This is a genomic window from Streptomyces sp. NPDC058289 (genome assembly GCF_042880975.1).
In the GTDB taxonomy this organism is placed as follows: domain Bacteria; phylum Actinomycetota; class Actinomycetes; order Streptomycetales; family Streptomycetaceae; genus Streptomyces; species Streptomyces stoeckheimensis.
In genome coordinates, this window is sequence record NZ_JBHVYI010000038.1 from 63,085 (window position 1) to 74,772 (window position 11,688).

Here is an 11,688-nt window from a genome sequence, read left to right on the forward strand (position 1 = left end):
TTTTTTTTTCCTTCCTTGCACAACCCCCTTTTTTCCGTTGGCCGCCCCCCCCCCGCTCCTGGCCCCGGGCGGCGGGCCTCACTGTTTGCCGTACTGGGGGTGCTACTCGCCCTTGCCCGCGGCGGCCTTCTTCTCCTCGGCGTCCTCGATGACGGCCTCGGCGACCTGCTGCATGGACATCCGGCGGTCCATGGAGGTCTTCTGGATCCACCGGAAGGCGGCCGGCTCGGAGAGCCCGTACTGCGTCTGCAGGATGCTCTTGGCGCGGTCCACGAGCTTGCGCGTCTCGAGACGGAGGGAAAGGTCCGCGACTTCCTTCTCCAGCGCGCGCAGCTCGGCGAAGCGCGACACGGCCATCTCGATGGCGGGGACGACGTCGCTCTTGCTGAAGGGCTTCACGAGGTACGCCATGGCCCCGGCGTCCCGCGCCCGCTCCACGAGGTCCCGCTGCGAGAACGCAGTGAGCATCAGGACGGGGGCGATGGACTCCTCCGCGATCTTCTCGGCGGCGGAGATCCCGTCCAGGACGGGCATCTTCACATCAAGGATGACCAGGTCGGGGCGGTGCTCCCGGGCCAGCTCGACGGCGGTCTGCCCGTCTCCGGCCTCACCGACGACGGCGTAGCCCTCCTCTTCGAGCATTTCCTTGAGGTCGAGACGGATGAGCGCCTCGTCCTCGGCGATGACGACGCGCGTCGTCAGCGGCGGAACGTGCGACTGGTCGGCGTCGGGCGTGGGCGTCGACTCGTGCTCGGCGGTCACGAAGGGCTCCTCTTTGCGGGGCATATCAAGCTCCCCCGAGCCTACCTAGCTACGGTATGGTGGACACGCAGCGGGTCGGAGACAACCTTCGATTCACTGGGCCCCAGTAGCCCAATTGGCAGCAGGCAATGGATTCAAAACCCATACAGTGTCGGTTCGAGTCCGACCTGGGGCACTTTTCCTTCTTTTCCAAGGTCACGCGGCAATCGCGTGACCTTCACTCGTTTCAGCGAAGCGCTCCAAAATGCGCAGGGTGAGCGAATTGCGCATGCCAGCGTCGATCGCATGTACGACGTGGCCACTCGCATGCACACGCTGAGGCTGCTCGCCGACGGGCGCAGCATGAGCTCTGTGAGCAAGGAAACCGGTATCTCCCGAGCCTCAATCCGCGCCTGGCGAATACGGGTGGAACCCCTCCCCCGCCTTTACCAGACCAGTTCCTGCACGCCCCTCACGGACACAGTCTCCTACTCCTACCTGCTCGGCCTCTACCTCGGCGACGGTCACATAAGCCAGCCAGCGAGCCATCGCGTCCCGAGCCTGAGGATCACTTGCGACGACAAGTGGCCAGGCCTCATGAACGCTGCGGAAGACGCGATACGGCGCGTATTCCCCGCCAACCAGGTATGCCGGGCGAAGAAGGTCGGCTGCCACGACGTCAAGGTGTACTCGAAGCACCTCATCCACCTGTTCCCGCAGCACGGCCCAGGCAGGAAACACGAGCGGCGCATCGTCCTCGAAGGCTGGCAGCAGACCATCGTGGACGCCCACCCGTGGGAGTTCATCCGGGGGCTGATCCACTCCGACGGGTGCCGGGTCACCAACTGGACCGTCCGGAACGGGAAGCGCTACGAGTACCCCCGGTACTTCTTCACGAACAAGTCCGACGACATCCGGAAGCTCTGCACGGACACCCTCGCCAAGGTCGGCGTCCAGTGGACGATCCTGGCCCGCGGCAGCGACCCCTTCAACGTGTCCATCGCGAGGAAGGAGTCCGTCGCACTCATGGACGCCCACATCGGGCCGAAGTACTAGCCCGGGAGGTCGCCGCTGCCGCCCAGGTTGGCGACCATGCGGCGCAGGCCGTCGATCGTCGCCGCGTACGCCGCGTCGTCCACACCCTCCCGCATTCGTGCGTGCACCTTCGCGTTGCGGTCGTGCGCGCGCACGCGGCCGGCTTCCCCCTGTTCCGTGAGGGTCAGCACGCCGTTCGCTTCCATCAGCCAGCCACGGGCCGCGAGGTCGTCGTAGAGGGCGTCGAAGTCGGTTTCCTGGTCGTCGTAAGCGGTGAGCTTCGCGGTGAGGGCCGCGCGCTTCCAGTGGGCCGGGGCTGCCGCCACGTGGTTGAGGGTCCACCAGTGGGGCTGGGTGAGGTTCTCCTCGGCGAGGGCGGCCCTGAGGCCGCCTATCGCGAGGTTGGCGGCCTCGCGGGCCCAGTAGCCGATGGGCTGGGCCGCGAGCTGGTCCCGTGAGTACGTCTTGATCGTCGTCATGCCGGGAGGCTATGACCTCAAGTCGCCTTGAGGTCAAGGCGACTTGACGTGGCGGTCCGCTCAGTCGCGACCCGTGAGGCCGTGCAGGACCGTCGCCACGTGGGCTTCCGCGTCGGCCGGGTCGAGGGGGGCGTGGGCGATGAGGAGGCGGTACCAGAAGGGGCCGAAGACCAGGTCGGTGGCATGGTCGAGGTCCGTGCCGGCGGGGAGCTCCTCGCGGGTGATCGCCCGCGTCAAGAGGGTGGCGACCGCCTCGCGGCGGGTGGCGACCCAGGCGCGGAAGGGTTCGGCGAAGGCGGGGTCGAGCTGGGCTTCGGCCATGAGGCCGGTGAGGGCTTTGGCGCGGACGGGGTCGCGGCCGATGCGGTAGAGGTCGGCGACGAAGGCGGTGAGGTCGCCGGTGAGGGTGCCGGTGTCGGGTTCGGGGACGCGGGCGGCGGTTTCGTGGGCGTAGGCGTCCATCACCAGGGCTGGCTTGGACTTCCACCAGCGGTAGACGGTGCTTTTGGCGACGTTGGCGCGCTTGGCGACGCCTTCGATGGTGAGGGCGCCGTATCCGTTTTCGACGAGGAGTGCGGCGGTGGCTTCGAGGACGGAGTGGTGGGCGTCTTCGTTGCGGAGGCGGCCGCCGGTGCGGGGCGGGTTGCTCGAAGAGTTGCTCGAAGGAGTGATTGACACGGCTTCACGATAGCCCTAGCGTTTTATCGAAACGCAGCGTCGCGTTTTGATTGAAGGATCGACCGAGGGATGCGAAGGGCGGAGCCATGGGCAAGATCGTGATCGCGCACGGGTACGGGATGAACGCCGGGGAGCACTGGTATGCCGTGACGGGTGAGGAGTTCGCCGCGGAGGGGCATGAGGTGCGGATCCCGAACTTCCCCGAGCCGTTCGCTCCGGAGCCCGGCGTGTGGCTGAAGGAGTTGGAGGCGGCGGTGGAGGGTGCGCCGGCCGGCGAGACGGTGCTGGTGGGTCACAGTCTGGGCGGGGTGAATGTACTGCGGCTGCTGCAGGAGCACGACACGGATGCCGAGGGGGCGTTCGCGGGGGTGGTGTTCGTGGCGTCGATGTCCGGCGAGGTGGGGTATGACGCGTTGGCGCCGTTCTTCTCGCCGGAGTTCGACTGGCAGCGGATCCGCAAGGCTGCGCGGGAGTTTCGCGTGCTGCACGCGGCGGATGACCCGGTGAGCGGGGAGGCGACGGGTGAGCATGTCTTGCGGTTCGTACGGGAGCTGGGCGCCGAGGCGCGGGTGACCGCGTCGGGCGGACACTTCCCGAGTGCGGGTGAGAGCCGTTTGGTGTTGCCCGACGCGGTGCGTCTTATACGTGAGGTGCTGTAGTCGCTGCAGTTGCCTGCGGGCAGCGTCAGCGGACTGCGTCGCCGATGTGGTGGATGCGGACGAGGTTGGTGGATCCGCTGACGCCGGGGGGTGAGCCGGCGGTGATGACGACGACGTCGCCGGGTACGCAGCGGCCGATGCGCAGGAGTTCTTCTTCGACCTGGGCGACCATGGCGTCGGTGGAGTCGACGTGGGGGCCGAGGAAGGTTTCCACGCCCCAGGTGAGGTTGAGCTGGGAGCGGGTGGCGGGGTCGGGGGTGAAGGCGAGGAGGGGGATGGGTGAGCGGTAGCGGGAGAGCCGGCGGACGGTGTCTCCGCTCTGGGTGAAGGCGACGAGGAACTTTGCGCCGAGGAAGTCGCCCATTTCGGCGGCGGCGCGGGCGACTGCTCCGCCTTGGGTGCGGGGCTTGTTGCGGTCGGTGAGCGGGGGGAGGCCCTTGGCGAGGATGTCTTCTTCGGCGGCTTCGACGATGCGGGACATGGTGCGGACGGTTTCGATGGCGTATTTGCCGACGCTGGTTTCGCCGGAGAGCATGACGGCGTCGGTGCCGTCGATGACGGCGTTGGCGACGTCGGAGGCTTCGGCGCGGGTGGGCCGGGAGTTGTCGATCATCGAGTCGAGCATTTGGGTGGCGACGATGACGGGCTTGGCGTTGCGCTTGGCGAGCTTGACGGCGCGCTTCTGGACGATCGGGACCTGTTCCAGGGGCATTTCGACGCCGAGGTCTCCGCGGGCGACCATGATGCCGTCGAAGGCGGCGACGATGTCGTCGATGTTTTCGACTGCCTGGGGCTTTTCGACCTTGGCGATGACGGGGAGGCGTCGGCCTTCTTCGTCCATGATGCGGTGGACGTCTTCGATGTCGCTTCCGCTGCGGACGAAGGAGAGGGCGATGATGTCGGCGCCGATGCGCAGGGCCCAGCGGAGGTCTTCGATGTCTTTTTCGGAGAGGGCGGGTACGGAGACTGCGACGCCGGGGAGGTTGAGTCCCTTGTTGTCGGAGACCATGCCGCCTTCGATGACGCGGGTGTGGACGCGGGGGCCGTCGACGGCGGTGACTTCGAGGGTGACGCGGCCGTCGTCTACGAGGATGCGTTCGCCGGTGGTGACGTCGCCGGCGAGGCCTTTGTAGGTGGTGCCGCAGGTGTGGCGGTCGCCTTCGTGGTCTTCGACGGTGATGGTGAATTCGTCGCCGCGTTCAAGGAGTACGGGACCTTCGCGGAAGCGGCCCAGGCGGATCTTCGGGCCTTGAAGGTCCGCGAGGATGCCGACGCTGCGGCCGGTTTCGTCGGCAGCCTTGCGGACACGCTGGTAGCGGTCCTCGTGTTCGGCGTAGGTGCCGTGGCTGAGGTTGAAGCGGGCGATGTCCATTCCGGCTTCGACCAGGGCTTTGATCTGGTCGTATGAGTCGGTGGCGGGGCCCAGGGTACATACGATTTTCGCTCGGCGCATGAGGCGAGCGTATGCCCCTACCAGGGAGTAGGAAATTGGTTCCGGGTGTCCACTCAACAACCTTTGAGTAAAAGGTTGTTGACAATTGTTGAATGTGCATGGGGGTGCTCTGATGAGCACCCCCGGGGCGGCGTTGGTGCGGGTTTTCAGAGCTGGGGAGGGGTCATCGTGAAGCGTGCGTTCACCTGCGCATAGACGGTCTGGCGCTGGGGTTCGAGGTCGAGGGCCGGGGCGCCTGTGTCTTCGGCGGCACTGAAGGCCATGGTGCGCATGCCGGCGCCGGAGGTCTGGAAGGGGGCGGGGGCGTTCTCGGCTCCGAGGTCGGCGAGTTCGACGAGGGCGGCGAGGTCGGCTCCGAGGGCGGCGGCGTATTCGCGGGCGCGCTGGACGGCTTCGAGTACGGCTTGGCGGCGGGCTTCGCCGTGGGCGGGTGAGGTGGGGCGCAGGGCCCACCAGGGTCCGTCGACCTGGGTGAGTTCGAGGTCTGCGAGGCGGGTGGTGAGTTCGCCGAGGGTGGTGAAGTCGTTGAGTTCGGCGGTGAGGTGGACGCGTCCGTGGTAGGCGCGGATGCGTTCGCCGCGGCCGTGGCGGGTGAGTTCGGGGGTGATGGAGAAGGCGCCGGTTTCGAGTTTTTCGACGGGGTCGCCGTAGCTTTTGACGAGGTCGAGGACGGCGTCGTTGCGGCGGGTGAGGTCTTCGAGGGCGGTGCGCCGGTCGGTGCCGCGGGCGCTGACGGTGATGCCGATGCGGGCGATCTCGGGGTCGACTTCGAGGGTGGCTTCGCCGCGGACTGCGACGCGGGGGACTTCGGGGGTTCCGTAGGGCTGGTGCGATGCGTCCTGGGTCATGGATTCACTCTCGCACTGCTGCTCGTACGGGGGTGGTCATCGGATCGAAACCTGGTGGGGGTGTTGCGGCTTGTTACTGCTGGGTCAGAATCTACGCGCGTTGCCTATCTGTGCACGCACCTCACAAGGGGAGATGGCATGGCTTTGGACCGTAGGACATTTCTGGGTACTTCGGCTGCGACGGGTGCGGCTGTGGCGTTGGCGGGGGCCACGAGCACCTCGGCCGCCGCGGCCGAGGCGGTGGCCGGCGGCGCTTCGGCCGCGGGGGCGAAGACGTACGCGTTCACGGTGATGGGGACGACCGACCTGCACGGGAACGTCTTCAACTGGGACTACTTCACGGACAAGGAGTTCGACGACAAGGCGCACAACGACGTCGGTCTGGCGAAGATCTCCACGCTGGTGAACCAGGTGCGGGCGGAGAAGGGTCGGCGCAACACGCTGCTGATCGATGCCGGGGACACCATTCAGGGGACGCAGCTTTCGTACTACTACGCGAAGGTGGATCCGATCACCGCGCGGCGTGGTCCGGTGCATCCGATGGCGCAGGCGATGAACGCGATCGGTTATGACGCGGCGGCGCTGGGGAACCACGAGTTCAATTACGGCATTCCGGTGCTGCGGAAGTTCGAGGAGCAGTGCGAGTTCCCGTTGTTGGGGGCGAACGCGCTGGATGCGAAGACGCTGCGGCCGGCGTTCCCGCCGTACAGCATGCACCGGCTGCGTACTCCGCACGGGCGGGATGTGAAGGTGGCGGTGCTGGGTCTGACGAATCCGGGGATCGCGATCTGGGACAAGGCGAACGTGCAGGGGAAGATGACGTTCCCGGGTCTTGAGGAGCAGGCCGCGAAGTACGTGCCGCGGCTGCGGTCGCTGGGTGCGGATGTGGTGATCGTGTCGGCGCATTCGGGTTCGAGCGGTACGTCGAGCTACGGGGACCAGTTGCCGTACATCGAGAACGCGGCGGGTCTGGTGGCGGAGCAGGTGCCGGGGATCGACGCGATCCTGGTGGGGCACGCGCACACGGAGATCCCGGAGTACCGGGTGCGGAACAAGGCGACGGGCAAGGACGTGGTGTTGTCCGAGCCGCTGAAGTGGGGGCAGCGGCTGACGCTGTTCGACTTCGAACTGACGTGGGCGAAGGGCTGCTGGTCGGTGTCGAAGGTGTCGGCCCGGGTGCTGAATTCGAATACGGCGGTGGAGGACCCGAAGATAGTCGGTCTGCTGTCGGACGAGCACCGCAAGGTCGTGGCGTATGTGAACCAGGTGATCGGTACGTCGACGCAGGCGATGTCCTCGGTGGACGGGCCGGTCAAGGACGTGGCGATCATCGATCTGATCAACCACGTGCAGGCGGAGACGGTGAAGGGCGCGCTGGCGGGTACGGAGTGGGCTGCGCTGCCGGTGCTGTCGCAGGCTTCGTGCTTCTCGCGGACGGCGGCGATTCCGGCCGGGCAGGTGACGATCCGGGATGCGGCGGGTCTGTATCCGTTCGAGAACACGCTGGAGGCGCGGCTGCTGACGGGTGCGCAGGTCAAGGACTATCTGGAGTATTCGGCGAGGTACTACGTGCGGACGGCTCCCGGTGAGGTGGTGGATCCGGCGAAGCTGACGAATGCGGAGGGTACGCCGGATTACAACTATGACGCCGTGTACGGGTTGACGTACGACATCGACGTCGCCGAGCCGGTTGGCTCGCGGATCTCGGGGCTGTCGTTCCAGGGGAAGCCGGTGGATCCGGCGGCGCAGTTCGTGCTGGCGGTGAACAACTACCGGGCTTCGGGTGGTGGCAATTTCCCGCACGTGCCGCAGTCCAAGCAGCTGTGGGCGAACTCGGATGAAATACGCAACACGATCATCCAGTGGGTGAAGGCGAAGGGGACGGTGGACCCGGCGCAGTTCGCGTCTGTGGACTGGCGGCTGACCCGGGCCGGGACACCTGTCTTCTAAAGCGGCGGTCATCTGAGGCGGCGGTCTTCTAAACGTTTCTCCTTACGGGTGCTCGACCAGTGGGAGCAGTTCGCCGGCGGGTTGGGGCCGGGTGTGCTCCCGCTGTTCGAGGCCGAAGGTGGTGAAGGCCGTGCGGGTGGGCTGGGGGTAGGGCTCTTTGCCCGTCAGGGTGTTCAGGATGGCGGCGCTGCGCCAGGCGGCGAGGCCGAGGTCGGGGGCTCCGACGCCGTGGGTGTGGCGTTCGCCGTTCTGGACGAAGACGCTGCCGGTGACGGCAGGGTCGGTGATCATCCGGTAGCGGTCGTCGATGCGGGGGCGGCCGGAGGAGTCCTTGCGCAGGTAGGGGTCGAGTCCGGCGAGGAGGCGGGCGAGGGGGCGTTCGCGGTAGCCGGTGGCGAGGACGACGGCGTCGGTGGTGAGGCGTGAGCGGGTGCCCTGGTCCACGTGTTCGAGGTGGAGTTCGACCTTGGTGGTGGCGACGCGGCCGGCGGTGCGGACGCTGACTCCGGGGGTGAGGACGGCGTCGGGCCAGCCTCCGTCGAGGGTGCGGCGGTAGAGCTCCTCGTGGATGGCGGCGATGGTGGCGGCGTCGATGCCCTTGTGGAGTTGCCACTGGGCGGGGACGAGGCGGTCGCGGACCGGTTCGGGGAGGGAGTGGAAGTAGCGGGTGTAGTCGGGGGTGAAGTGTTCCAGGCCGAGCTTGGAGTACTCCATGGGGGCGAAGGAGGGGGTGCGGGCGAGCCAGGTGAGGCGTTCGCGGCCGGCGGGGCGGGAGCGGAGCAGGTCGAGGAAGACCTCGGCTCCGGACTGGCCCGATCCGATGACGGTGACGTGGTCGGCGCCGAGGATGCGCTGCCGGTTGTCGAGGTACTCGGAGGAGTGGATCACCGGGACGGTGGGGGCTTCGGCGAGGGGGCGCAGCGGTTCGGGGACGTAGGGGGCGGTGCCGATGCCGAGGGCGAGGTTGCGGGTGTAGGTGCGGCCGAGGGCTTCGGCTTCTCCGTCGGGGTCGAGTTGGGTGAAGTCGACTTCGAAGAGGTCGCGTTCGGGGTTCCAGCGGACGGCGTCGACCTGGTGGCCGAAGTGGAGTCCGGGCAGGCGGCCGGCGACCCAGCGGCAGTAGGCGTCGTATTCGGCGCGCTGGATGTGGAAGCTCTCGGCGAAGTAGAAGGGGAAGAGGCGTTCCTTGTGCTTGAGGTAGCTGAGGAACGACCAGGGGCTGGTGGGGTCGGCGAGGGTGACGAGGTCGGCGAGGAAGGGGACTTGGAGGGTGGCTCCGTCGATGAGGAGTCCGGGGTGCCAGCGGAAGTCGCGGCGCTGGTCGTAGAAGGCGGTGGCGAGTTCTGCGGCGCCTTGCTGGGGCAGGCCGTGGGCGAGTGCGGCGAGGGAGAGATTGAAGGGGCCGATGCCGATTCCGACGAGGTCGTGGGGTGCATCGAGCTGGGCGGTCATCGGTGGGTGCTGCCTTCCAGGAGGTTCACGAGGGCGTCCAGGTCTCCCGCCGTGGTGTGGGGGTTGAGCAGGGTGGCCTTGAGCCAGAGGCGGCCGTCGGCGGTGGCCCGGCCCAGTACGGCGGTGCCGCCCTGGAGGAGGGTGCGGCGGAGGGTGGCGAGTGCGGTGTCGTCGGCGTGGGTGGGCCGGAACAGGACGGTGCTGATGGTGGGCGCCGCGTGGAGTTCGAAGGCGGGGTGTGCTTCGAGGAGTCGGGCGAGCTGGTCGGCGCGTGCGCAGGTGCGGTCGATGAGGTGGGTGAGGCCGTCTCGGCCGAGGGAGCGCAGGGTGGCGGCGATCTTGAGGGCGTCTGCGCGGCGGGTGGTGCGCAGGGAGCGGCCGAGGAGGTCGGGCAGGCCGGCTCGGGTGTCGTCGGGGGCGTTGAGGTAGTCGGCCTGGTGGGCGAGGGGGGCGAGCAGGGTGGTGTCGGGGACGGTGAGGAGTCCGGCGGCGATGGGTTGCCAGCCGAGTTTGTGCAGGTCGAGGGTGATCGACCGGGCGCGGTGCAGGCCGGCGAGTTTGGGGCGGTGGCGGGGGCTGAGGTGGAGGAGGCCGCCGTAGGCGGCGTCGATGTGGAGGTCGGCGCCGTGGTGGTCGCAGAGGTCGGCGAGGGCGTTGAGGGGGTCGATGAGGCCGGCGTCGGTGGTGCCGGCGGTGGCGGTGACCAGGACGGGGCCGGTGGTGGTGGCGAGGGCCTCGGCGAGGGTGGCGGGGGTGAGGGTGCCGGTGGGGGTGGGGAGGCGGCGGGCGGGGGGCAGGCCGAGGAGCCAGGCGGCGCGCGGGATGGAGTGATGGGCGTTGTCGCCGTGCAGGACGGTGAGGTGGGGGCCGTGGCGTTCGCGGGCGAGGAGGAGGGCGAGGTGGTTGGCTTCGGTGCCGCCGGTGGTGAGGATGGCGTCGGGGTGGGGGGTGTCGTGGAACTCCGCGGCGAGCCGGCGGGTGAGGAGGGTTTCGAGGGCGGAGGCGGCGGGGGCCTGGTCCCAGGAGTCGAGGGAGGCGTTGAGGGCGCTGGCGGCGAGGTCGGCGGCGGCCGCGACGGCGAGGGGCGGACAGTGCAGGTGGGCTGCGCACAGGGGGTCGGCGGGGTCGGCCGCGCCGGCGGTGAGGGTGTGGACGAGGGTCCGTAGTGCTTCGTGGTCGCCGTGTCCGTGGTCGGGGAACACCTCGCCGAGTGCGGCGGTGACGCGGGCGGTGACGGCCTCGGGTCCGCCGGCCGGGAGCGGTCCGCCGCGGGCGCGGGCTCCGGTGCGCAGGGCGTCGAGGACGGTGGCGAGGAGTGGTTGCAGGGCGTCGGGGCCGTGGGGTCCGCCGGCGAGCGGGGCGGTGCCGCGTCTGCCTGTGCCGGGGGGCGCTGTCATGCGGTTGTCCTCACGGGAACGGATCGGCGGCGGGTGGTGCCGCTCTGCTGGGGTCGGGCACCCGGGGGTACAACGATCCGACCCGAATGGGGTAACCGCCCGGGTTTATGCGTGGTTGATTTCAAGCCGTCGGAGGTGGCCGGGAGAGGGGGTGCGGGCCACGCCACTCGGCCCTGTGCGGCTGTTCCTGTCGGCTCCGGAAACACCGTTGCTGCCGCCGGCCCTGGCGCTGGATCAGTCGGCGCTCGGCCTCCGGACACGGCGCGAGTGGGGCGCCTACGCTGCGCTGCTGATCGGCGCGCAGTGGTCGACGCCGCGGCGTGCTGGGCGACGCGGCGGGTGCCGGCGAGGCGGACGCGAGCCGCGCCGCGGGCGAGGGGCCAGAGGTAGCAGCGGGGCGGGCACGGCCGGGCGCAGCGCGCTCGGCTGGGCCCGGCGCGGCCGGGCCCACGAGCGGGGCACGCCCGGACGGAGGCCGGCCGGACCGGGCCGGGTCGGCCGGGCCGGGCCGGGTCGGGTCGGCCCGGGTCGGCCGGGCCGGGCCGGCCGGGCGGGCGCGGCAGGTGGGGGCGCAGAGCACCGAGGCGGTCGGGCCACGGCTGAGCGGGGCAAGCACGGCGCGGCCGGGCGGTGCCGACGCGGCGCGGCTGGGCAGGGCAAGTAGGGCACGACCGGTCGAAGATGGACAGAGCGCCGGGCGGGACGGGACGAGCGCGGCCAGGCGGCTGACGCGGCGCGGCCGGGCAGGGCGGGCAGGGCGGGCAGGCACCGAGGCGGGCGGGGCGAGCGCGGCCAGGCCTGACGGATGGCACGGAACCGGGCGGGGCGAGTAGGACAGGCAAGCGAAGCCTGACGGGGCGAGCAGCGCGCGCCCGGCAAGGCGCGGCCGGGCCGGGCCGGGCAAGGGCGTCGCGGTTGAGCGGGGGCGTCGGGGTGGAGCGGGGGCGTCGGGCTGGAGCGGGGGCGTCGCCCAATCTCCGAGCCCACGAGAGCGAG

At 69.4% G+C, this 11,688-nt stretch carries 10 protein-coding genes and 1 tRNA gene; 4 read left to right on the forward strand and 7 right to left on the reverse strand.

Going from position 1 to position 11,688, the window contains the following annotated elements; translation table 11 throughout:
• Window positions 1-102: 102 nt before the first annotated feature.
• Entirely contained in the window at window positions 103-786 is a 684-nt protein-coding gene (locus tag ACFVX6_RS20915; RefSeq protein WP_327307288.1) for a response regulator, read from the reverse strand.
• A gap of 76 nt (window positions 787-862) precedes the next feature.
• Between ACFVX6_RS20915 and ACFVX6_RS20920 the strand changes: the two genes are divergently transcribed.
• Together ACFVX6_RS20920 and ACFVX6_RS20925 are read left to right on the forward strand one after the other, a co-directional pair.
• Window positions 863-937, forward strand: a tRNA-Leu gene (locus tag ACFVX6_RS20920).
• Window positions 938-1,047: 110 nt separating this feature from the next.
• Window positions 1,048-1,797, forward strand: a complete 750-nt coding sequence (locus ACFVX6_RS20925) for a transcriptional regulator (RefSeq protein WP_389693507.1) — start codon at window positions 1,048-1,050, stop codon at window positions 1,795-1,797.
• Here the strand turns inward: ACFVX6_RS20925 and ACFVX6_RS20930 are convergent.
• Together ACFVX6_RS20930 and ACFVX6_RS20935 are read right to left on the reverse strand one after the other, a co-directional pair.
• Entirely contained in the window at window positions 1,794-2,255 is a 462-nt protein-coding gene (locus ACFVX6_RS20930) for a MarR family transcriptional regulator (RefSeq protein WP_389693509.1), read from the reverse strand. The two genes, ACFVX6_RS20925 and ACFVX6_RS20930, sit on opposite strands and share 4 nt — an antisense overlap.
• Before the next feature lie 60 nt (window positions 2,256-2,315).
• The gene (locus tag ACFVX6_RS20935; protein ID WP_389693511.1) at window positions 2,316-2,933 is read right to left on the reverse strand and encodes a TetR/AcrR family transcriptional regulator; all 618 of its coding nucleotides are present in this window, start codon (window positions 2,931-2,933) and stop codon (window positions 2,316-2,318) included.
• A gap of 86 nt (window positions 2,934-3,019) precedes the next feature.
• Here ACFVX6_RS20935 and ACFVX6_RS20940 point away from each other — a divergent pair, with 86 nt between their 5' ends.
• A complete protein-coding gene (locus ACFVX6_RS20940) occupies window positions 3,020-3,592 on the forward strand; it encodes an RBBP9/YdeN family alpha/beta hydrolase (protein WP_389693513.1) in 573 nt (190 codons plus the stop codon).
• A 25-nt stretch (window positions 3,593-3,617) separates the two neighbouring features.
• Here ACFVX6_RS20940 and pyk read toward each other — a convergent pair whose 3' ends face one another.
• The gene (gene pyk, locus ACFVX6_RS20945) at window positions 3,618-5,045 is read right to left on the reverse strand and encodes a pyruvate kinase (protein WP_351375632.1); all 1,428 of its coding nucleotides are present in this window, start codon (window positions 5,043-5,045) and stop codon (window positions 3,618-3,620) included.
• A 146-nt stretch (window positions 5,046-5,191) separates the two neighbouring features.
• Window positions 5,192-5,893 (reverse strand): SIMPL domain-containing protein, encoded by a 702-nt coding sequence (locus ACFVX6_RS20950; protein WP_389693515.1) that lies wholly within the window; start codon window positions 5,891-5,893, stop codon window positions 5,192-5,194.
• A gap of 138 nt (window positions 5,894-6,031) precedes the next feature.
• Between ACFVX6_RS20950 and ACFVX6_RS20955 the strand changes: the two genes are divergently transcribed.
• A complete protein-coding gene (locus ACFVX6_RS20955) occupies window positions 6,032-7,843 on the forward strand; it encodes a bifunctional metallophosphatase/5'-nucleotidase (protein WP_389693517.1) in 1,812 nt (603 codons plus the stop codon).
• A 42-nt stretch (window positions 7,844-7,885) separates the two neighbouring features.
• Here the strand turns inward: ACFVX6_RS20955 and ACFVX6_RS20960 are convergent, their stop codons facing one another.
• Window positions 7,886-9,295: a lysine N(6)-hydroxylase/L-ornithine N(5)-oxygenase family protein gene (locus ACFVX6_RS20960; protein ID WP_389693519.1), complete on the reverse strand. Its 1,410-nt coding sequence runs from the start codon at window positions 9,293-9,295 to the stop codon at window positions 7,886-7,888.
• On the reverse strand, window positions 9,292-10,692 hold the full coding sequence (locus ACFVX6_RS20965; RefSeq protein WP_389693521.1) for a pyridoxal phosphate-dependent decarboxylase family protein: 1,401 nt from the start codon (window positions 10,690-10,692) through the stop codon (window positions 9,292-9,294). Before ACFVX6_RS20965 ends, ACFVX6_RS20960 begins: the two co-directional genes overlap by 4 nt.
• Between the last annotated feature and the right edge of the window lie 996 nt (window positions 10,693-11,688).

What these genes read in the sequence shown, in the direction of transcription:
- ACFVX6_RS20955 (WP_389693517.1), top strand. Translation starts at nt 6,032, where the DNA reads ATGGCTTTGGACCGTAGGACATTTCTGGGTACTTCGGCTGCGACGGGT.
- ACFVX6_RS20965 (WP_389693521.1), bottom strand. Translation starts at nt 10,692, where the DNA reads ATGACAGCGCCCCCCGGCACAGGCAGACGCGGCACCGCCCCGCTCGCC.
- ACFVX6_RS20915 (WP_327307288.1), bottom strand. Translation starts at nt 786, where the DNA reads ATGCCCCGCAAAGAGGAGCCCTTCGTGACCGCCGAGCACGAGTCGACG.
- ACFVX6_RS20925 (WP_389693507.1), top strand. Translation starts at nt 1,048, where the DNA reads ATGTACGACGTGGCCACTCGCATGCACACGCTGAGGCTGCTCGCCGAC.
- ACFVX6_RS20930 (WP_389693509.1), bottom strand. Translation starts at nt 2,255, where the DNA reads ATGACGACGATCAAGACGTACTCACGGGACCAGCTCGCGGCCCAGCCC.
- ACFVX6_RS20950 (WP_389693515.1), bottom strand. Translation starts at nt 5,893, where the DNA reads ATGACCCAGGACGCATCGCACCAGCCCTACGGAACCCCCGAAGTCCCC.
- ACFVX6_RS20960 (WP_389693519.1), bottom strand. Translation starts at nt 9,295, where the DNA reads ATGACCGCCCAGCTCGATGCACCCCACGACCTCGTCGGAATCGGCATC.
- pyk (WP_351375632.1), bottom strand. Translation starts at nt 5,045, where the DNA reads ATGCGCCGAGCGAAAATCGTATGTACCCTGGGCCCCGCCACCGACTCA.
- ACFVX6_RS20940 (WP_389693513.1), top strand. Translation starts at nt 3,020, where the DNA reads ATGGGCAAGATCGTGATCGCGCACGGGTACGGGATGAACGCCGGGGAG.